The sequence below is a fragment of the Streptomyces sp. AC555_RSS877 genome (genome assembly GCF_019049245.1).
In the GTDB taxonomy this organism is placed as follows: Bacteria; Actinomycetota; Actinomycetes; order Streptomycetales; family Streptomycetaceae; genus Streptomyces.
The window spans coordinates 26,825-48,547 of record NZ_JAGMUK010000020.1 but is presented as its reverse complement, the minus strand read 5'-3'; the positions used below and the strand labels follow the sequence as shown (position 1 = coordinate 48,547).

Below are 21,723 nucleotides of genomic sequence, written 5' to 3'. Positions count from 1 at the left end.
GTGGAGTGGGGGGCGGGCGCGGCGGGGGACGGTGCCGTGGCGGGTGCGAAGGCCGGGATCGGTGCCGTGCCGGGCGTGGTGACGGTGGATGGCGGTGCGGGTGTGGCCGTGGCGATGGCGGTCGGCGGTGCGGGGGTGACCGTGGGCGTGCGGGGGGCCGTTGCGGTCGTATGCGTCCCGAGCCCGGCCGCGGGGACAGCCTCGAGCCAGCGCCGGGCGAGGGTGCGCGGGCGGGCGTCCGCGAACACCTCGTCCAGGTCGATCTCCAGACCCAGCCGGTCCTCCAGCTCCGCTACGAGTTCCACGGCGTTCACGGAGCTGCCGCCGGCGTCGAAGAAGTCGGCGTCGCAAGAGAGGTGTCCGCCGGGGAGGTGGCGGCCGGCGGCGGTGGCTATGAGGGTGGCCAGGGCGTCGAGGTCCGGAGGTGGGTCGGTGGCGGGCGTCCGGTCGGACGCGGAGGTGCGCGGCGCGTCGACGACGGGGGCAGGCGGCGGATCGGCGGCGGGCCCGCGGTCGAAGGCGGGCGCGCGATCCGGCGCGGAGGCGGCGAGCGACAGTTCGACGGCAGAGCCAGACGCCGGCCCAACGCCGGACGCCTTGCCCGGCACGGGCTCAGTCCCGGACACAGGCCTCTTGCGCGGCAGAGGCCCGGTACCGGTACCGACCCCACCCTCGACATCGAGCCCTTCAGCCTCACCCGGCACGGCCTCGGCGCCGGGCACCGGCCCACCGCTGAGCCCGGACCACGTCCCGGCACGCGGTCCCCCCGAGTCGGCCGCCCGGGCCCCTTCCGTCGCCCGCACCTCCTCGCCCGGCCGCGCCACCCTCGCCAGCAGCTCGTCCACGCTCAGTCCCGTCCCGCCCCGCTCGATCGCCTCGGCGGTGGCTCGCTGTGCGGCGTGTGCCGACGCGGCCTCGTTCACCTCACGCATGAGTGCCCTTCATGATGTGCGCTGACTTGTCCCCCACTGCTGCCACTGCTGCCGGCCCGATCACCGCCGGCGCCACGACCGGAACCCTCGCAGCTGTTCCGGCGTGACCACGGTCTCCAGTCTCTCGTCGTCCTGGTCGCCGCCGCCGAGCGCGGCCACCAGACGCCGGGCCGGTACGTTGCGCGGAGTCCGCTCGGTCGTCAGCCGGATCTTCGTGCAGCCCACCTGTTCGGCGCGGTCGGCCAGCCACTGCAGCAGGCGTTCCTCGACGCCCCGGCCGAGGGCACGGCAGCTCATCAACCAGTTCAGGACGTCGAGTCGGTCGCCGTCGGCCCGTAGCGCCAGGAGGCCGATCTGACCGTAGTCACCGAACCGGTCGCGCGCGGCGGCGGTCCAGACCTCGCCGTGCTCCCGCCACCGGGCGAGGTCGCCTCCGTCGGCCGAGCGGGCGCGGAGGGTGAACTGGTTGGTGCGGCGCACGAGTTGTTCGGCCCGCTGGACGTCCGCCTCGGACAGGGCCCGGACGTCGACGGCCAGCTCCAGTTGTGAGAGGAACTCCTCGAAACCGGCCTGTTCGCGTACGGCGTCCCGCTCCCGTTCCTGTGCGTAGAACCGGGCACGCAGCGTGTCCTCGGCGGTCGCCGCCGCGGGGACCAGCGGCCACAGCCGGCCGAGGAAGTCCGCCAGTCGGTCGGCCGGGGGGCAGGTGACCGACAGCACCTGCGGCAGCGCGGAGCGCACCGCGGCGATCTCCACGGGGTTGTCGTCGAGGAACAGGAAGCTGTCGAGGCCGAGGCCCAGGGTGCTCGCCGCGTCCGCCAGGCGGGCCGGCTTGGGGCCCCAGGTGGCGCAGAGCACGCTGAAGTGCTCTGCCTTCAGCAGGCTGTCGGGGCGGTCCAGGACGGCCCGGACGGTGTCCTCGTCGTTGTTGCTGACCAGTGCCAGCAGCGCGCCCGCCTCCCGCCACCGCAGCAGCCTGCGTGCCAGCAGGGCGCGCGGACCGGTCAGGTCGACCGCTTCGGGGCCGGTCTCCCCGGCCACGCCGCCCCACAGTGTCTCGTCGCCGTCGACGGCGATCACCTTGGGCGCGGGGCGGCGGACCGCCCGTACGACGTCGGCGAGACGCAGGGCCACCGCCGCCTGGAAGCGCGGGGTGAACGGCAGGTGGGCCAGCCGTTCGGTCCGCTCGTCGAAGCGTTCGTCGACCTCGTGGAACCGGGTCCAGTCGTCGGGGCCGAGCACCCCGATGCCGGGCGACTCGGCGAGTTCGGCGGCGACTTCGCGTTCCCAGCGGGTGAAGCGGTCCGCGGTGCGCGCGGACGGCAGGAAGCCCACGATCAGCGGCTTGCGGGTGCGTTCCGTCAGGGCCCGCAGTGCGGCCGGGTAGGCGGTGCGGAGCTCCGCGAGCAGCCCGTCGCCGGCCGGCCCGAACCGCTCGAAGTCCACCGCCCGCAGCAGCACCGCGCCCACCTCGGTGGCGGGGTCGGCGAACACGCCGGCCGGGTCCTGGAGGGCGGCGAGGACCTGGTGGTACGGGGCTTCCGCGACCGTTGGTCCGCCGTCCTGCGCGCCCCTGCCGCCCTCGTCGACCGCCGCCTCGTACAGCAGCGGCAGGTTGCCGAGGGCGAAGGTGGCGGCGAGGGCGAGGCTGCCGTCGACGGGAGGGGGCGGAGTCGTCGTACGCACCGGTGCCGTCGGCTCGTCGGCCGTCTCCTCCAGCAGCCGCACCAGCTCCTCCCCCAGCCCGCCCGCGCTCGCCGCGTCCAGGATGTCGAGGTTGTGGTCGAGCCGGATGCGGCCGGCGTCCGGGGTCATGGTGATCATCAGGTCGAGGTCGGAGTAGCCGATCCCGGCCGGCAGGACCTCCAGGTGGTCGAGTCGGCCCGCGGCGGAGCGGACGTAGTTGAAGTACACCTCCACCAGCGGCGCGTCGGGCCGGTGCAGCCCCTGCTTCGCCAGCGTCGCCAGAACGTCCGAGAACATCGCGCCCTTGGCGAGGATCTTCTCGAGGCGGCCGTCGGTGCGGCGCAGTACGTCCTCGATCCGTTCGTCCGCCCCGGCTTCGGCCGGGAACGGTACCGGGACGCCGTAGAAACCCACCGCGCCGAAGGCGTCGGCGTGGATGCGGGTGTCCACGGGCACGGCGAGGACGAAACGTTCCCGCTCCCTCAGCCTGGCCAGCAGGACGGTCAAGGTGCCCAGGCAGAACGCGGCGGGCGTGACGGCGAGCCGGCTCGCGGTCGCCGACACGCGGGCCATGAGTCCGTCGGGAATCGGCACGGTCACGCTGCCGGCGCGGTACGACCGCGTCTGCGGGCGGGGATGCGCGAGCGTCAGGTCGAGCCGGGCACTGCCCTGGAACGCCTCGCGCCACTCGGCCGTGACGGCGCCGGACCCGCCGGTCCGCTGGGCCTCGATCAGCAGGTCGACGTCGCGGTTGGTGACGGTGCCGGACAGCTCGGTGCCGGACAGTTCGGCGTCGATCTCCCCGGCCACCAGCAGCAGCGACTGGAGATCGCTCACGGCGTGGTGCGCGCCGAACACCAGGGTCTGGCCCAGCGCACCGGCATCGAGCAGCTCGAACCGCCACAGCGGCGGGCTCGTCAGGTCGAACGACGGCTCCAGCAGGCGCCGCAGCCGGTCGGCGGCGTCCAGCGGCCCGTCGGTGACGGTCGTCCACCGCAGCACGGGCCGCTCCAACTCGCGCTCGACCAGCAGCTGTCGCCCGCCTTCCGCGCCCGTGACGATCGCGGTACGCAGTGCCGCGTGCCGTGCGGTGAGCCGGTCGAGGATGCCGGTCAGGGCCTCTCGACGGGTCGGCGTGGTGAGCCGTACCGCGAGCCCGACCGCGTGTGCCGCGTCCGGCATGCCGGGCCGGGCGCTGCGCAGGAGTCGTACGACGTCACGGGTGGCGGGACGCAGCGCGCTCTCGGGTACCTCCGCGACCGTCTCGGCCTGGTACTCCTTGCGGTCGCCGTCGGGCAGCACGGTGGCCAGGGCGTGGGACAGGCCGCGGATGTCGGTGGCCGAGAACATGGCGGCGGCCGGGAGTTCGGCGCCGAGTTCGCGGGCGAAGGCGTTGCGCAGGCGGACGAGCATGAGGGAGTCCAGGCCCAGTTCCTTCAGGGCGGTCGTGGCGGACACGTCCGCGGCTCCCCCGGCGACCTGGCCGATCCGGGCCCGTACGTACGCTTCGAGCCGTTCGGCGCGTTCCCGGTCCGTCGTCGCCGCGAACACGCTCTTCACGAGGTGGTCGGAAGCGGCCGTGGGCGCCGGGGTGCCGGCCAGGTCGGCGAGGATCGGGCGGGTGCGTGCCGCGTCCGGGTCCAGGGCCAGCAGCTCCCGGTCCAGGGCGAGGGGGGCGAGTTGGCGGCGCCCGGTGGCGAGCACGCGGTCGAACAGCTCGCCGCCCTCCTGCGCGGAGAAGGCGATCAGGCCCGACCGGCCGGTCTCGGCGGCCCGGGTGCCTGACGCGGCGACCATGCCGACGCCCGCCCAGGCGCCCCAGTCCAGGCTCAGTGCCCGGCGGCCGGTGCGGGAGAGGTGGTGGGCCCAGGCGTCGAGGAAGGCGTTGGCCGCCGAGTAGGAGCTCTGTCCGGGCGAGCCGAGGAGACCGGCGGCCGAGGCGAACAGGACGAGGCTGTCGGCCTCCGGGACCAGTTCGGTCAGCAGGGCGGTGCCGAGGACCTTGGGGGCGAGGACGCGCAGGACGCGGTCGTCGGTCAGGTTGGCGACGGTGGCGTCGTCGAGCACACCGGCCGCGTGGACGATTCCGGCGATGGGGCCGGCGGCGCGTCGTACGGCGTCCAGGGCGGCGGCCAGGCTGTCGCGGTCGGCGACGTCGGCGCGGGCCAGGTGCACGGTGACCCCGCGCTCCTCCAGTTCCCCGATCCAGCTCGCGGCCTCCTCGGTGGGTGTGCCCCGGCTCAGCAGGGCCAGGCGGCGGGCGCCCCGGCCCGCCAGCCGCTCGGCGACGACCCGGCCGAGGCCGCCCAGGCCGCCGGTGATCAGATACACGCCGTCCGGGGTGATGTCGCCGTGTCCCGCGTCGTCGGGGCGGGTGCGGGTCAGGCGTGGGACCAGGCGGCCCTCGCCGCGCAGGGCCATGAGGCGTTCGTCGTCGGCGTGCCGCAGCTGTGTCCACAGCGCGTCGACGCCGTCCGTGGGCGGCAGGTCGATCAGTGTGGCCGCCAGCTCCGGATGCTCCTGGGCCACGGCGAGGCCGAAGCCCCAGGCGAGCGCCTGCTCGGGGCGGGTGACCCGGGTGCTGTCACCGGCGGCCTGGCTGCCTCGGACGACGACGAAGAGGCGGGGTGCCCGGCCCTGGGCGCGGTCGGTGAACGTCCGTACCAGGTGGAGGGTGGTCAGGCAGCAGAGCCGGGCCGCCTCCTCGGCCGTGCCGGCGTCCGTGACCGGCGGGGCGTCGAGCGCCGACAGCTGGACCACGCGCTCGGGCGGCGCGTCCGGGAAGGCCTCGTCGAGGAGTCGGCTCAGGTGCCGTGGATCGGCCGGGTCGATGACATGGCGGCCGGGCCCCTCCGTGCCGTACACCGGTCCTCTGCGGGCGATCACATGCGGCACGGCGGCGGAGTGCAGGCGCTCGGCGAGCGCGTCGGCCACACCGGTCCCGTCCGCCAGGATCAGCCAGCTGCCTTGTGTCTGCGGCTCCTTGGCGGCCGGGCGTGGCTGCCAGCGGGTCTCGAACAGTGCGCCGTCCAGGGGCGAGAGGGCGGCCAGCGTGAACTCCTCGGCTGCCAGGAGGAGTTGTTCGTCCTCGTCGTACAGGCGCAGGTCGAGTGTGGCCGTGTCGCCGTCCAGGGCACGCAGTGTGCAGGCCGCCCAGGCGGGGGCGGTGGCGCGGCCGGTGAAGCGGAGACGGCCGACGCCGGCGGGGACGAACGCCCGCCCCTGGGGTGCGGCGCCGGGCAGGGCGGCGGTGTGGAAGGCGGCGTCGAGGACGGCGGGGTGCAGCAGGTGGCCGTCGGCGGGCCTGCGGGTGAGTCTGCCGAGTGCCGCGCCGGACGTTCGGCGGCCCTCCTCCAGGCCGCGGAAGGCGGGCCCGTAGTCGATGCCGAGGGCGGTGAGACCGGCGTAGACGGCCGGGAGGTCGGCGAGTTCGTCGCACCGCTCGCGCCACGCGGCAAGATCCTCGCCCCCGTCTTCGGCGGGTGCGGTGACCGCCACCCGCCCGGCGACGTGCCGCTCCCACGATGTGCCCGTGGCCGTCGAGGCGATGGTGAAGTCCCGGAAGCCGTCCGCGGCCGGGTGCAGGACGAGTTGCAGACGTACGGGCGTCTCCGCGTCAAGACGCAGCGGCTGCACGAACCTGACGTCCACCAGCCGGACCTCGCTGCCGTCCTGTACGGCCGTGGCGGCTTCCAGCGCCATGTCGAGGAAGGCCGCGCCGGGGAGCCAGACCTCGCCGGTGACGCGGTGGTCGGCCAGGTAGGCGAAGCGGGGGTCGCGCAGGTCGACGTCGGCCTGGAAGAGGTGCCGGCCGGGTTCGTCGCTGGTCTCGACGTGGGTGCCGGTCAGCGGTGAGCCACTGGTCGTCGGGGCGGGGGCGAGCCAGTGGCGTTCGCGGGTGAAGGCGTACGTCGGCAGGTCGACACGGTGCCCGGTCGGGAACAGCGCCGACCAGTCGGGAGCGTGCCCGGCGGTGTACAGCTCGCCCAGCCCGCGCAGGAGGGCGTCCTGTCCCCCGTCCCCGCGGCGCAGTGAGGCGACGCCGACCGCGTCGACGCCGGCCTCGGCCGCGACCGCCTCGATCGCCGCGCCGAGGGAGGGATGCGGGCTCAGCTCGACGAAGCAGCGGTGGCCGTCGGCCAGCATCCGCCGCACGGTGTCCGCGAAGCGGACCGGCTCGCTGAGGTTGGCGAACCAGTATCCGGCGTCCAGCCGTTCCCCCGGCACCGGCTCGGCCAGGACCGTCGAGTACAGGGGGGTCGGGGTCGAGGTTCCGCCGACGGTGGCGAAACGGTTGAGCAGTTCGTCGCGCAGCGGGTTCATCAAGGGGGTGTGCGAGGCGAACGCGGTCGACAGCCTGCGGGCGGGGATGCCCCGCTCCTCCAGGTGACGGGCCAGGTCGGCCAGTGCTTCGGCGTCGCCGGAGACGGCCGTGGAGTGGGCGCTGTTGACGGCTGCGACGAACAGCCGGCCCGCGTGGCGCGTGAGCAGTTCCTCCACCTGCGGGCGGGGCAGTTCCAGGGCCAGCATGCCGCCCCGGCCCGCCAGGGGTACGACGGCCTGAGCGCGCCCGGTCACCACGGTCACGGCGTCGTCCAAAGTGAGCGCGCCCGCGCTGTACGCGGCGGCGATCTCGCCGAGGCTGTGCCCGATCACCGCGTCCGGGGTGACGCCGAGGGAGCGCCAGGCGGCGGCCAGTGCCGCGTTGACGGCGAACAGCACCGGCTGGAGGATGTCGGTCCGGTCGAGGCGGGTCGTGTCCGCGGTGTCGCGCAGGACATCGAGCACGGACCAGCCGGCGTGCCGGGCCACCGCCTCGTCGAGCCGGGTCAGCTCCTCGCGGAACATCTTCGACTCGGCGAGCAACTGCCTGCCCATGCCGGGCCATTGACCGCCGTGCCCCGAGAAGACGAAGGCGACCTTGCCCGTCTGGTCCTCGTGGGGCGGCGCGATCGGCGTCCGTCCGTCCGCCAACCCGTCGAGTCCGGCGAGCAGTTGGGCCCGGTCGCCCGCGACGAGTGCCGCGCGCCGCTCGAAGTGGCTGCGGTGCCGGGCCAGGGTGTGGGCGACGCCGGGCAGGTCGGCGTCCTCGGCGAGGTGCCCGGCCAGGCGGGCGGCCTGCTGCCGTACGGCGGTGTCGTCGCGCCCGGACAGCACGAACAGCCGCTTGCCCGGGCTGGGTTGCGCCGTGACGGACTCCACCTCGGTGTGGGGGGCCTCCTCCACGATCACGTGTGCGTTGGTTCCACTGATCCCGAAGGCGCTGATCCCGGCTCGCCGGGGCCGCGCGGCCGACGACGGCCACGGCCTCGGCTCCTGGAGGAGACGCAGCCCGCTGTCGTCCCAGTCCACGTGACGGCTGGGCGTGCCGACGTGCAAGGTGCGCGGCAGCGTCTCGTGCCGGAGCGACTGCACCACCTTGATGAGCCCGGCGACGCCCGAAGCGGCCTGCGCGTGACCGATGTTGGACTTCAGCGAGCCCAGGTACAGCGGGCGGTCCTGAGGCCGGGCGTCGCCGAAGACCCCGGCCAGGGCGTTCGCCTCGATCGGGTCGCCGAGGGTGGTGCCGGTGCCGTGGGCCTCGACGTAGTCGATGTCGGCGGGCTCCAGCACCGACAGCTCCAGGGCCCGCCGGATCACCTGCTCCTGCGCGGGACCGTTGGGCGCGGACAGGCCCTGACTGCGGCCGTCCTGGTTGACGGCGGTGCCGCGCAGCACGGCCAGCACCTCGTCGCCGTCCCGGCGGGCGTCACCGAGCCGCTTGAGTACGACCATCCCCGCGCCCTCGGCCCAGATGGCGCCGTCGGCCGCGTCGGAGAAGGAACGGCAGCGGCCGGTCGGGGACAGGCCGCGCAGCCGGCTGAACTCGACGAAGGTCTGCGGTGTCACCATCAGCGTCACTCCGCCGGCGAGCGCGAGGTCGCACTCGCCCGCGCGCAGCGCCTGGGCCGCCAGGTGGACCGCCACCAGGGACGACGAGCAGGCGGTGTCGACGGTCAGCGCGGGCCCGTTCAGGCCGAGGGTGTAGGCGAGCCGGCCGGAGGCGACGCTGAGGGCGGTGCCGGTGCCGACGTATCCGTCGAGCTGGTCGAGCCGGGAGCCGGACAGGTAGTCGCTGCCGAACATGCCGACGTACACGCCGGTGCTGCTGCCCGCGAGGCGGGCGGGCACGATTCCGGCGCGTTCCAGCGCCTCCCACGTCGTCTCCAGCAGGAGTCGCTGCTGGGGGTCCATGGCGGCGGCCTCCTTCGGGGTGATGCCGAAGAAGCCCGCGTCGAAGGACTCGATGTCGTCGAGGAACCCGCCTTCACGGGCGTACGACTTGCCCCTCGCCTCCGGGTCGGGGTCGTACAGCGACTCCACGTCCCAGCGCCCGGCCGGGAACGGACCGACGGCGTCACCGCCCCGGGTGACGAGGTCCCACAGACCCTCGGGGTCGCTGACACCGCCGGGCAGACGGCAGGCCATGGCGACCAGGGCGACGGCTTCGTCGGCCGCAGATGTCGTGGGGCGGGCGGTCTCCCTGGCGGGGGCGGCGCGGCGGGTCGGCGCCAGTGCGGTGGTCAGGAGGTGGTCGGCGAGCCGGGCCGGTGTGGGGTGGTCGAAGAGCAGGGTGGCGGGGAGCCGGGTGCCCAGACGGGTGTTGATGCGACCGCGCAGCTCGACCGCCGTCACCGAGTCCATGCCCAGTTCGCGCAGCGGCTGGTCGGGACGCACCCCCTCCGCCGAGCGCAGGCCGAGCGCGAGCGAGGCCTCCTCGCGGATCAGGGCGAGGACGCGGGCGGCGCGTTCGGCCTCGGGCAGCCGGGCGAGGCGGTCCGCGAGGCCCTGTCCGCCGTCGCCGCGCGTGCGGGGCGCGGGCAGCAGCGAGCGCCAGAGGGCGGAGCCGGGTCCGTCTGCGATGGCCGCGTTGTCCCGCAGGCGCGGCAGGTCCAGGGCCCAGGCGACCAGATGCGGGCTGTTCCGGTGCAGTACGAGGTCGACGAGGTCGCGGCCCTGGTCGGCGGTGAGGGCGCGCAGGCCGAGGCGGGCCATCCGGTCGAGGTCGGCGTGGGCGGCGGCCAGGCCCTCCCCGGCCCAGGCGCCGAACGAGACCGAGACGCCGGGCAGGCCCGAGGCTCTTCGGTGGTGGGCCAGTTGGTCGAGGAAGACGTTGGCGGCCGCGTAGTTGGCCTGGCCCGCGTTGCCGAGGACACCGGCGGCCGAGGAGACCAGCAGGAAGAGGCCGAGCGGCAGGCCGGCGGTGAGGCGGTGCAGGTGGGCGGCGCCGTCGACCTTGGGGCGCAGGACCTGGGCGAGGCGTTCGGAGGTCAGTTCGGCGACGATCCCGTCGGCCAGGACGCCGGCGCAGTGCACGACACCGCGCAGGGGCAACTCGTCTCCGACGCGGGTGAGCAACGCGGCCACCGCTTCCGCGTCCGCGATGTCGCACGCCGCCACTTCGACCCGGGCGCCGAGCGCGGACAGTTCGGCGGTGACGTCGGCGGTGCGGGGATCCTGGGCACCCCGGCGGGACGTGAGCAGCAGCCGCGGGACGCCGCGCTCGGCGAGCAGGCGGGCGATGTGGCGCCCTACGGCGCCCAGGCCGCCGGTGACCAGTACGGTGCCGTCGGTGGGCACCTCGGCCGGGATGCCCGCCGCGTCGACCGGGCGGGCGCGCACCAGCCGGGGCGCGAGCAACCTCCCGTCACGGACGGCAAGTTCGGGCTCGTCGGCCTGGGTGACGGCCGCGGTCAGCGCGGCGGCGGGGTCGGAGTCGTCGAGGTCCAGCAGGGTCAGTCCGAGGTCGGGGTGCTCGGCGCGGGCGCCGCGGGCCAGGCCCCAGAGCACCGACTGGGCGAGACCGGGCACGGTGTCGTCGTCGCCGGCCGCGACCGCCCCCCGGGTCACCCACACGATCCGGGCGGGTGCCTCCTCGGCCGGCAGGGCGATCAACCCCTGCAGCTCGGCGAGGGCCGTGGCCGCCAACGCCTGTGTCGCAGCGGCCGTTTCGTCGTCCGGCGCCGGGTGCGGCCAGAACCGTACGAGAACGTCGGCGCCCGTCCCGCACAGCTCGGTCCCCGCCGCGTCGAGAGCGCTCAGGGCATCGGCGACCCACGGATCGTGCCGGTCGCCGACGACGCTCCACGAGGTGCCGGGTGCCTCGGCCGGCCGTGGGGCGACGGGCTGCCACGCCACCTCGTACAAGTGCCGCCCGTTCTGCGAACCGCGCAGGTCCGCGGGACTCACCGCACGCAGCCGTACCGATTCCAGACGGCCGGCGAGGAAACCGTCGGTGTCCCACAGCGCCACGTCCAGGGTGAGGTCGGTCCCCGAACCGCCGGTGCGCCGTACGGACGCGGTCAGTTCGGTGGCGCCGCCGGGCGGCAGGACGCAGCGGCCCACCGCGATCGGGAGCAGCACCCGGTCCTCGGCGGCGTCGAACGCGGCGGCGACGTGCAGCGCGGCGTCCAGGAGTGCCGGGTGCACCGGATAGGGGTCGCCGGCGTCACGGGCCACCGGGGGCAGGGACAGGCGGGCCAGAAGTTCACCGTCACCGGTGGTGACGGCCTGCCGTACGCCCCGGAAGGCGGGGCCGTAGCCGAGACCGAGGCCGGCCAGGCGGGCGTACGTCTGCTCGCTCCAGGCTTCCTCGGCGGTCTCCGGCCACACCGGCGGTTGCCCCGCCGCCGCGGAGGCCGGCTCGGCGGCCGACGCCGTCGCGTGCAGCGTCCAGCCTGCGGACTCGTCGCCGCGGGGGCGACTGTGCACGGTGACCTCCGGTACCGGACCGGCGGTGGTCACCTCGACGGACACCTCGACCGTGCCGGAGGCGGGCAGCGTGAGGGGCGCGAGGAGGAGCAGGTCGGTGACGTCTCCCGGGCGGGCCACGGCGAGCGCGGCACGGCACAGTTCCATCAGGGTGGTGCCCGACACCACGGTGCGGCCGAAGACGGTGTGGTCCGGCAGCCAGTCCGCGGTCGCCGTCGACCATTCGTCGCGGAACGTCCAGCGGGTCTCGTCCGGGGACTGGAGCTGGATGCCGAGCAGCGGGTGGGCGGCGCGGTCGAAGAATCCGGGGCCTGCGGTGGCGGTCGCGGGCTCGATCCAGTGGCGCTGCTGGTCCCAGGCGTAGGTGGGCAGGTCCGCCGGGTCGGTGTGCGGAACCAGGCGGCGCCAGTCGAGGTGCCGTCCCTGGACGTGGAGTTCGGCGGCCGCCCGGTCGAGGCAGGCGGGGCCGCTCTCGTCGCGGCGCAGCGAGCCGATCGCCACGAGGTCGTGGCCGGTGTCCTCGCCGATGGTGCGCAGGGCGGTCAACAGGGCGGGATGGGGGCCGAGTTCGACGAAGTGGCGGTAGCCGTCGGCGGCCATGCGCGCGACGGTGGGGGCGAAGCGGACGGGCTCGCGCAGGTTGGTGTACCAGTAGTCGGCTTCGAGTTCCTCGGTGACCGGTTCGCCGGTGACCGTGGAGTACCAGGCGACGGACGTCGGGCAGGTGGTGACGCCGTCGAGTTCGTCGAGGATCGCCGTGCGGACCGGCTCGACCCGGTCGGTGTGGGAGGCGTAGTCGACGTCGAGGCGGCGGGCGAACACCTGCTGCCGGTCGAGGTCGGCGAGCAGGGTCTCCACGGAGCCCACGTCACCGGCGATCACGGTCGAGCGGCCGCTGTTGACGGCGGCGACGGAGATCCGGCCGTCATGCTCGGCGATACGGGCGCTCACCTCGGTGTGCGGCAGGGCGACGACGGCCATGGTGCCGGTGCCGGACAGCTCGGTCAGGGCCTGGCTGCGCAGGGCGACCACGGCCGCGGCGTCGTTGAGGCTGAGCGCCCCGGCGACACAGGCGGCGGCGACCTCGCCCTGGCTGTGTCCGATCACGGCGTCGGGACGTACGCCGCGGGCCCGCCACACGGCGGCCAAGGACACCATCACCGCGAAGAGAACCGGCTGGACCACGTCGACACGGTCCGGGGAGGGGGCGTTGGTGTCGCCCCGCAGGACGGCCGCGACCGACCAGGTGGTGAAGGGGCGCAGGGCGGCGTCGCAGCGGTCGAGTTCGTCGGCGAACACCGGGTCACTGTCGAGAAGGTCACGGGCCATGCCGGTCCACTGGGAGCCCTGGCCGGGGAAGACGAACGCCACTTTGCCGTGCGGCCTGGCCCGTTCCGGGCCGACGACCCACTCCGGGTCCGGCCGCCCCTCGGCCAGCCGGCGCAGAGCGGCCAGCAGCGCGTCCCGACCGCCCGCCCGGACGACGGCCCGCTGCTCGAAGTGCGTGCGGTGGTGGGCCAACGCGGCGGCCACGGACGGCAGCGCCACGTGCGGCTCCGCGGCGAGGGCCGCGTGGAGACGGTCGGCCTGCCGCTGAAGGGCGGGAAGGGTACGGGCGGACAGCGGGAAGAGGCTCAGTGCGGGGCGTCTCGCACCGGTCGCGTGTGCCTGTTCCTGCGGACCCTTGTCGGTCGGGTCGGGATTCTGTGGTGTTCCCTCACCCGGCCGACCCTGTCTTCGCGGTGCACCATCGCTCGGGTGGTCCGCGTCCTGCTCCGGCTCCCCACCTGGGCGGGCCGCCCCCGGCAGAGTCGCCGGGCCCGGTCGCCCCTGGTCCTGCTCCGTCTCCTCGTCCGGTCGAACCGACTCCGGCAGCACACCGCCACTTGAGGGGACCGGGCCCCGCCCCGCCAGGTCGCGCGGTGTCTCCTCGAGGACCACGTGTGCGTTCGTGCCGCTGATTCCGAACGCGCTGACGCCGGCGCGTCGTATTCGTTCCTCGTTTCGGGGCCAGGGGCGGGTGTCGGTGAGGACGGTCAGGCCGGCGGTCGTCCAGTCGACGTGCTCGGTCGGGGTGTCGGCGTGCAGGGAGACGGGGAGTTGTCCGTGGCCGAGGGACAGCACGGTTTTGATGACGCCGCCGATCCCCGCGGCGGCCTGGGTGTGACCGATGTTGGACTTCAGGGAGCCGATGCCGAGCGGGCGGTCGACGGGGCGGCCAGGTCCGAACACGGCGGCCAGTGCTCGGCCTTCGATGGGGTCGCCCAGCGGGGTCCCGGTGCCGTGGGTCTCGACGTAGTCCACGTCGTCGGGCCGTAGGCCGGCCGCGTCCAGGGCGGCGCGCACCACCCTTTCCTGGGCGGGTCCGTTGGGGGCGCTCAGGCCCTGGCTGCGGCCGTCCTGGTTGATCGCCGAGCCCTTGACGACCGCGAGGACCCGGTCTCCGTCCCGGCGGGCGTCCGCCAGCCGCTTGAGCAGGACCAGGCCGCAGCCCTCGGCCCACACCACGCCGTCCGCGCCGGTCCCGAACGGACTGCACCGCCCGGACGGCGACAGCCCGCGCAGCCGGCTGAACTCGACGTGCCCGCGCGGCGTCACCAGCAGGCTGGCGCCGCCGGCCAGCGCCAGGTCGCACTCACCGCCCGCGAGCGCCCGCGCCGCCAGGTGCAGGGCGACGAGGGAGGAGGAGCAGGCGGTGTCGACGGTGACCGCCGGTCCCTGGAGGCCGAGGGTGTAGGCGATGCGACCGGAGGCCACGCTGCCGGCCGAGCCGGTGCCGACGTGTCCGTCGAGTCGGCCCAGTGGGGCCGAGGTCAGGTAACCGCTGTCGTACAGGCCGACGTAGACACCCGTGGAGCTGCCGTTCAGCGTCTCGGGGACGATGCCGGCGCGCTCGATGGTCTCCCAGGCGGTCTGCAACAGGAGCCGCTGCTGGGGGTCCATGGCGTCGGCCTCGCGCGGCGAGATGCCGAAGAAGGCAGCGTCGAAGCGGTCGATGCCGTCGAGGTAGCCGCCGTGCAGGGAGTAGGCCGTGCCGGTGGTCTCCGGGTCGGCGTCGTACAGGCCCTGCGTGTTCCAGCGGCCCGGCGGTACCTCGGTGACGGCGTCCGCACCGGCGGACAGCAGCCGCCACAGTGCCTCGGGGTCGTCGGCGCCGCCCGGGAAGCGGCAGGCCATGGAGATGATCGCGATGTCGTCGTCCCCGCGCACGGGACCCGCGGACGGAACCTGGGGAGTATGGGCGGGGTCAGCGGCCGGAGCGTCGCCGAACACGGCGTCGGCGAGTGCCGCGACCGTCGGGTGGTCGAAGACGAGGGACGGGTTGAGGGGCCGGCCCGTCCGTTCCGAGAGTTCCGCGGCCAGGGTCACCAACTGCCGTGAGCCCAGGCCGAATTCGGCGATCGGCCGGTGCGGGTCGACGGTCAGCGGGTCCAGCCCGGACGCCTCGGCCACGGCCGACACCAGCCAGGCCCGTACGCCCTCGGGTGTGGTGACGGACTGCTTCGGGGACTCGTTCGCAGGCATCTGGTCGGGTGTCCTCGTGAAGTCGGGTCGGGCTGTTTCCCGTGCGAGCGGGGGCGGTACGGCCGGCATGACGGCCGTACGACGGAACGCGCGGCCGGTGTGGTGCGGCCGCGTGGCCGCCACCGGTGCGAACGGGTCGCGCCGACGGCGGGCGGTGTCAGCGGGTGGCGGGCGCGGTGACGACGGCGAGGGTGCCGCCCAGGTGCGCCGCCCGGGAGGCACGGCGCTGGATCTTGCCGCTGGACGTCTTGGGGATCGTGCCGGGGTGGACCAGGACGACGTCGCGCACGGACACGCCGTGCGCCTCGCCGATGGCGCTGCGGATCAGCTCCGTGATCTTCTCGGCCTCACCCGCGGCCTCCGGGGCGGCCTCGGCCACGAGGACGACCTGTTCTCCGTCCACTCCGGCGTCGACGGAGAACGCGGCGGTGCAGCCGGGGCGCAGGGCGGGGTGGGCCATCTCGGCGGACAGTTCGAGGTCCTGCGGGTAGTGGTTGCGGCCGTCGATGACGATGAGGTCCTTGATGCGGCCGGTGACGAAGAGCTCGCCGTCGCGCAGGTGTCCGAGGTCGCCGGTGCGCAGGAAGCGGCCCTCGCGGCCGGGGAGGGTGGCGCGGAAGGTCTCGCGGGTGGCGAGGGTGTTGCGCCAGTAGCCCTTGGCGACGCTCGCGCCGGCGACCCAGATCTCGCCGACCTCGCCTTCGGGGAGTTCCTTGTGGTGTTCGGGGTCAGCGATCACGAGGGTGACGCCCGGGCCGGGCCGGCCGCAGCCGACCGCCGCCGCGTCCGCCTCACCCGCTTGCGGTCCGGTGTCCTCGGCGGCGAGGAGTGTGGGCGGGGTGTCCACCGTGCCGCCGGTGACCATCACGGTGGACTCGGCCAGGCCGTAACAGGGGTAGAAGGCCTCGCGGCGGAAGCCGGCCGGGGCAAAGGTCTCGGTGAACCGGCGCAGGGTGGCCGGGCGTACCGGTTCGGCGCCGTTGAAGGCGACCTTCCACGACGACAGGTCGAGCCCGTCGACGAGTTCGGGCGTGGCGTTCTTCAGGCACAGTTCGTAGGCGAAGTTGGGGCCGCCGCTGGTGTGCGGGCGGTAGCGGCTGACGGCCTTCAGCCAGCGGTCGGGCCGCTGGAGGAAGTGCAGCGGGGAGAAGAGCGTGGTGGTGAGGCCGAGGTAGACCGTGTTGAGGACCGGGCCGATGAGGCCCATGTCGTGGTAAACGGGCAGCCAGCTGACGATCAGTTCGCGGCCGTACGCCTCGATGGTGTCCGGGGTGTGGCCCATCCGTTCGGTGATGACCCGTTCGTTGTCGAGCAGGTTGCCGTGGGTGAGGACCACGCCCTTGGGTGCGGAGGTGGAGCCGGAGGTGTACTGGAGGAAGGCGACCGAGTCGGCGGTGAGGTCGGGTTCGCGCCAGGAGGCGGCCGCCTCGTCGGGGATGTCCTCGGTGGCCACGCAGGTGAGGTCGGCCAGCTCGGGCAGGTGTTCCGCCATGCCGGCCAGGGCGGCGATCACGTCGCGGCCGCCGAGGATCACCTTGGCGTCCGCGTCGGCTATCAGGCGTTTCGTGCGGGTCAGCGCGCGGTGGTTGTGCGCCCGGCCCTGCGGGGGCACGCCCGGTACCGCGACGACCCCCGCCGACAGGCAGCCCAGGTAGCCGCTGATGAACTCCAGGCCGGGCGGGTACAGCAGCATGGCCCGGGATCCGGTCAGGCCGCGCTCCTGGAGCCAGGCGGCGATCGCCCGGGCCCGGCCGGCCAGTCGCCCGTAGGAGATGTCCTGGATCTCCCCGTCGCAGTCGCCCGTGACAAGGAAGCGGTACGCGGTCCGGTCGGGGTGGTCGGAGGCGTGCGTGGTCAGCAGGTCGACCAGGGAACGAGCCATATGTACGAGTCTCACCTGTCCGGATAGGCGGGAGAAACGTGCCGGCCCACCGACCCCCCGTGATCACTCCTACAGCTTGCTACCGGCGGGTAACACGTTAGCAAGTCCCGCCGGGCACGTCGGCTGCCACAGTGTAAACCCTGTGTATCAAAGGAACTTGAGTGCTCAACGACTCGACGACGGCTCGACATGCCGGGCTCGACATGCCGAAGGCCCGGACGCCGGTCTGCCTTGGCGTCCGGGCCTTCGGTCAGGGCGTCAGCTCCCGTCGAGCCGGGCGCGCAGAAGCCCCTTGCCCAGTTCGGCACCCTTGCGGCTGTCCGCCTGCGCCTTGCGGAACAGGTCGGCGACCTCGGTGTCCTTCTCGCGCTCCGCGTCCTGGATGTAGCTCTCCAGACGCAGCGCGTTGTTCAGGCACGCCTCTACATACCAGATCAGGTTGTAGTCCTTGTCCGGCGTACCGGTCACGCCGCCGGTCTCCGTGCTGCTGGTCATTCGGGCCTCCTCCAGCGGTAGTCGTTCCGGGACCGCCCGAGTACCCCTCCCCCACCAGGGCACACCGCCCGACGATTCCGACAGGTGCCGCGGAAGCGACGGAGCGCGGCCACGGTCGAAGCGACGTGTCCGACGACGCTGCGAGACCGGCCGATGACGGTGTGTACCGTGCCGCTGATCGAATTACCGGACCTGACGGCCGGTAGTCCCTCCGCCGGCCCACTGTCCGCACTCCCCCTCGGCGGCGGGCTGCCGCGATCGCGGCGTCAACAAGTGCCGTCGTTCATCGCGTCCGGCCGGCAGGAGATCCCGGTACGGCTGCGCGGCTGACCGGGCGGTCAGTACGGCTCACCAAGCCAAGGCGCGGGAGCGCGACCGGTCCCCCGTTCCGGTCGTGCCCCCGCGGTGCCTAGAACTTACGTGTGGAACGCAACCGTTGTGAATCGTGTCGATGCCCGCTGTGCCGTGCACAGGGCTCACCCGTGCACAGGTGAGTCCGGATGGCCCGGTTTCGCCCGGTCCAGGACGGGCGGTTCGAGGTCGCCCACGGCCAGGTGGGCCAGCACGACCTCGTAGAGATCGCTGCCGGCGGCGAGGAGCTGGCGTTCCAGGACGGGTTCGGCGCCGCGGACGTGCTCGCGCACGGTCTGCGCGTGCATGCCGAGGATCTGGGCGGCCCGTTCGGAGTTGCCGCCGGCGGCTATCCAGGTGCGCAGCGTCCGGCGCAGGTCCCGGGTGTCGGCGTCCAGCCGGCCGAGCAGGTCGTGCGCCCAGGCGCGGACCGCGGTGCCGGTGAGGAGGTCGGCGAACCGGACCGGGACCGGCTGCGCGGTGCCCCGTACGGCCGGGATTTCGGCGAGGCCGATCTGGGTGTTCAGGGCGAGATGCGCGGCGGCGCGGACGGTCAGGTCGGAGAAGTCGGTGCCCAGGAGCCCTTCGACGCGTTCCATCCGGGCGCGGACGGTGTTGCGGCTGACGCCGAGGACCTTCGCCGCGTTCACGGCGGTGAACTCCAGGCCGAGCCGGGTGGTGGCGAGGAGTTCGGCGCGGGTGTGGTGCGGCAGTGTGTCGAGCGGGTGCAGCACGTGGGCGGTCCACTCACGGAGGGCGGCGGGGTCCATCAGGCGTTCGGGGTGGGTGCGTTCCGCGTAGACGGCCGCCTTGTCCGGCCGGAAGTGCGCGACGGCGAGGGCGCTGACGGCCTGTCCGTAGGCGGTGGCGGTGCGGGCGAGGCTCTGCCGGGCGCTGCCGCCGAGGAACGTACCGGGGTTGCGGACGATGAGGGACCGCAGGGCAGCACCCGCGGCCTCGCCGGGGGTCACGACGATCACGTGCTCGTCCATGGCCGGGCAGCGTACGACGAGGGCCTGCTCCTCCGTCGCGTCGAGGCATTCCTCGGCGAGGCGGTCACGCTGCTCGGCGGAGCCTTCGACGACGTAGACGCAGGCCGTGTCCGTGTCGAGCAGTCCCGGCCACAGGCCCGCCGCGACCCGACGGGCCGAGACGGTGTCCTCCACCATCAGCAGTTGCAGGATCGCCAGCCTCAGGTCGGAGGTGGCCCGCTCCAGCCTGCGACCTGCCGCGGTCGCCTCGCGCGCCCGCAGCAGCAGCTCGACGACCTGCACGGTGTGCGTCACGATGTCCGAGGCACGCCGGTCGAACGGGGCCGTGCGTGCCACGGCCAGCACCCCGGCGCAGGAAGGGGCAGGCCGCTCCACCCTGACCAGCCGCAGGTGCCGGTCGTCCCCCTCCCAGGCGGCGGAGGCGATGCGCCCGGCGACGATGTCCGCGACCAGGTCCGTGTCCACCGGCACCCGGGTGCCGGCGAGGAGCGCGCCGGTGCCGTCCTGCAGGGAGACCCGGCCCTGCACGGCGTCGGCGAGCCACGCGACGACCCGGCGCACGTCCCGCCCGGTGGGCCGCAGATGGTCGAGCAACTCCTGCGCCCACGCCACGTCCTGCGTGCCCCTCACCTCCGTGTGACGGTATCCGTCCCCTCGGCCAGCCACGTCGGCCTTCTCCTCGCCCCTCGCATCGTCCGGCACATCGGTCGGGGACGTTACCTCACGCCCGGCGGACGGTCGCCGCAGGCCAGTGCTCACCGCGTCCCGCACGCGAACGTGCCGGTGGCCGTCGAGGGAGTCAGGGCCGTTCGCCGTGACCGGCGTCAGGTCAGCAGCGAGCCCGTTCCCTCGGGGACGAAGCCGGCGAGGGCCCGGTCGATCCGGGCCAGGGTGTCGGCGTGCAGGTCGACGCGGGCGGCGGAGAGGTTCTCCGCGATGTGGGCCGGGGTGCGGCTGCCGGGAATCGGCACCACGTGGTCGTCCTGGTGCAGCAGCCAGGCCAGTGCCAACTGGCCCAGGGTCAGGCCGAGGTCGGCCGCGATGCCGCGTAGCGGTCGTTGTCGGCCTTGAGGTTGGCCTCGTCGAAGCGGGAGAGGTTGCGGCGGAAGTCGTCCTCGGCGAGGCCGTCCACCTTGCCGGCCAGAAACCCGCTGCCGAGCGGGCCCCAGGCCACGATCCCGACGCCGAGTTCGCGGACGGCGGCGTGCAGTTCGGGCTCGACGGGCTGCCACAGCGACCACTGGGTCTGTACGGCGGCGACCGGGTGGACCGCGTGGGCCCGGCGCAGCTGGGCGGCGGTGACGTTGGACGGGCCCAGGTGGCGCACCAGGCCGGCCTGCACCAGGTCCGCGACGGCGCCGACGGTGTCCTCCCACGGGACCTGCGGGTCGGGGAAGTGCGGGTAGGTGGCGGAGTTCGTGGCCGCGTTCACGCCGTTGCCTTGAGAGGCCCCCTCGGGCTTGCGCGGTCGTCGCCCGCGTACGGCATAAGCTCGACGGATGGCCAAGTACTTCGACGTGCACCCCGACAACCCGCAACCGCGCACCATCTCCCAGGTCGCCGACAGCATCCGCTCCGGTGCGCTCATCGCGTACCCGACGGACTCCTGTTACGCGCTGGGCTGCCGACTGGGCAGCCGTGACGGCATCGACCGGATCCGCACGATCCGCCGGCTGGACGACCGGCACCACTTCACCCTGGTGTGCCAGGACTTCTCGCAGCTCGGCCAGTTCGTACGGGTCGACAACGACGTCTTCCGCGCGATCAAGGCGTCGACGCCCGGCAGCTACACCTTCATCCTGCCCGCGACGAAGGAGGTGCCGCGCATGCTCCAGCACCCGAAGAAGAAGACGGTCGGCGTGCGCATCCCCGACCACGTCGTCACCCAGGCCCTGCTCACCGAACTCGGCGAGCCGCTGCTGTCCAGCACGCTGCTGCTGCCGGACGAGGAGGAGCCGATGACGCAGGGCTGGGAGATCAAGGACCGGCTGGACCACGTCCTGGACGCGGTGGTCGACTCCGGGGACTGCGGAACCGAACCGACGACGGTCATCGACTTCTCGGGCGGCGAGGCGGAGATCATCCGCAAGGGCGCGGGCGACGTGTCACGGTTCGAGTAACGGGTTCACCAAGGGGTGTTCACGGCGGGGCAAGGCGAGAAGGGGTGCGGGACACGCCCCTGACCAGGCGTGTCACGATGACCATGGTCCGCCCGGCCGTCCGGGCGGTCTCGCCGGCCGACCCCACAGAGAGGCAGCCCCACCCATGACCGCTGTACAGGGCACCGCAGTCGACATCCCCACCGGCGACGGCACCGCCGACGCGTATCTGGCGCATCCCGGTGACGGTCGCCCGCATCCGGCGGTTCTCCTCTACATGGACGCGTTCGGGCTGCGCCCTCAGCTGACGTCCATGGCCGACCGGCTGGCCGAGGCCGGCTACACGGTCCTGGTGCCCAACGTGTTCTACCGGCACGGGCGGGCGCCCGTGGTGGAACTGCCGGAGTTCATCGATCCGGAGGCACGGCCGGAGATCTTCGAGCGGATCGCCCCGATCATGCAGGCGCTGACTCCGGAACCGGCGATGCGGGACGCGGACGCCTATCTGCGGTGGCTGGCCGACTCCCCCGAGGCCGCCGACGGCCCGATCGCCGTCACCGGCTACTGCATGGGCGCCCGGCTGGCCCTCCTCACTGCCGGCACCTACCCGGAGCGGGTCGCGGCCGCGGCGGGTTTCCACGGCGGCCGGCTGGCGACCGAGGCTCCGGACAGCCCGCATCTGGTGGCCGGCAACGTCACCGCGGAGCTGTACTTCGGGCACGCCGACCAGGACCCGTCGCTGCCCGTCGAGCAGCAGGAACGCCTGGAGGAAGCGCTCACCGCGGCCGGGGTCCGTCACACCTGCGAGGTCTACTCCGGCGCACGCCACGGTTTCACGCAGGCCGACACCGCGTCGTACGACCGGGCGGGCGACGAGCGGCACTGGTCGGCCCTGCTCGATCTCCTGAAGCGCACGTTCTGATCCGGCGGCGTCACGTGGGGGAGGTGCGCGGAGCGTGTCACATCGGGCGCCCCGGAGGGCGCATCTGGCTGGAAATCGCGCCTGCGTG

9 protein-coding genes are annotated in these 21,723 nt (G+C 73.8%); 2 read left to right on the top strand and 7 right to left on the bottom strand.

The genetic code is table 11. The annotated features are described in order from the left end of the window. From KUM49_RS09235 to KUM49_RS09210, 7 genes are all read right to left on the bottom strand, one after another. A partial coding sequence (locus KUM49_RS09235; RefSeq protein ID WP_217236253.1) for an acyl carrier protein occupies positions 1-932 on the bottom strand: 932 nt, incomplete at its 3' end. A gap of 60 nt (positions 933-992) precedes the next feature. Beyond that, positions 993-14,894, bottom strand: coding sequence for a type I polyketide synthase (locus KUM49_RS09230; RefSeq protein ID WP_217236252.1), 13,902 nt, complete (start codon positions 14,892-14,894; stop codon positions 993-995). A gap of 157 nt (positions 14,895-15,051) precedes the next feature. Then, positions 15,052-16,776, bottom strand: coding sequence for a fatty acyl-AMP ligase (locus KUM49_RS09225; RefSeq protein WP_217236251.1), 1,725 nt, complete (start codon positions 16,774-16,776; stop codon positions 15,052-15,054). A 258-nt stretch (positions 16,777-17,034) separates the two neighbouring features. Next, entirely contained in the window at positions 17,035-17,271 is a 237-nt protein-coding gene (locus KUM49_RS09220; RefSeq protein WP_217236250.1) for a hypothetical protein, read from the bottom strand. A 476-nt stretch (positions 17,272-17,747) separates the two neighbouring features. Further along, on the bottom strand, positions 17,748-19,280 hold the full coding sequence (locus tag KUM49_RS09215; RefSeq protein WP_217236249.1) for a helix-turn-helix domain-containing protein: 1,533 nt from the start codon (positions 19,278-19,280) through the stop codon (positions 17,748-17,750). A 158-nt stretch (positions 19,281-19,438) separates the two neighbouring features. Next, positions 19,439-19,624 carry an aldo/keto reductase gene (locus tag KUM49_RS48125; protein WP_254400971.1) on the bottom strand — a complete coding sequence of 62 codons (186 nt, stop codon included), beginning with the start codon at positions 19,622-19,624 and terminating at the stop codon, positions 19,439-19,441. A gap of 11 nt (positions 19,625-19,635) precedes the next feature. Then, positions 19,636-20,046, bottom strand: coding sequence for an aldo/keto reductase (locus tag KUM49_RS09210; RefSeq protein WP_308406577.1), 411 nt, complete (start codon positions 20,044-20,046; stop codon positions 19,636-19,638). A gap of 67 nt (positions 20,047-20,113) precedes the next feature. On the opposite strand from KUM49_RS09210, the gene KUM49_RS09205 reads away from it, so the two are divergent. Next, positions 20,114-20,734 (top strand): L-threonylcarbamoyladenylate synthase, encoded by a 621-nt coding sequence (locus KUM49_RS09205; RefSeq protein WP_217236248.1) that lies wholly within the window; start codon positions 20,114-20,116, stop codon positions 20,732-20,734. 145 nt (positions 20,735-20,879) lie between these two features. Then, positions 20,880-21,635: a dienelactone hydrolase family protein gene (locus tag KUM49_RS09200; RefSeq protein WP_217236247.1), complete on the top strand. Its 756-nt coding sequence runs from the start codon at positions 20,880-20,882 to the stop codon at positions 21,633-21,635. The last annotated feature ends 88 nt before the right edge of the window (positions 21,636-21,723 follow it).

What these genes read in the sequence shown, in the direction of transcription:
- KUM49_RS09230 (WP_217236252.1), bottom strand. Translation starts at nt 14,894, where the DNA reads ATGCCTGCGAACGAGTCCCCGAAGCAGTCCGTCACCACACCCGAGGGC.
- KUM49_RS09225 (WP_217236251.1), bottom strand. Translation starts at nt 16,776, where the DNA reads ATGGCTCGTTCCCTGGTCGACCTGCTGACCACGCACGCCTCCGACCAC.
- KUM49_RS09220 (WP_217236250.1), bottom strand. Translation starts at nt 17,271, where the DNA reads ATGACCAGCAGCACGGAGACCGGCGGCGTGACCGGTACGCCGGACAAG.
- KUM49_RS09205 (WP_217236248.1), top strand. Translation starts at nt 20,114, where the DNA reads ATGGCCAAGTACTTCGACGTGCACCCCGACAACCCGCAACCGCGCACC.
- KUM49_RS09200 (WP_217236247.1), top strand. Translation starts at nt 20,880, where the DNA reads ATGACCGCTGTACAGGGCACCGCAGTCGACATCCCCACCGGCGACGGC.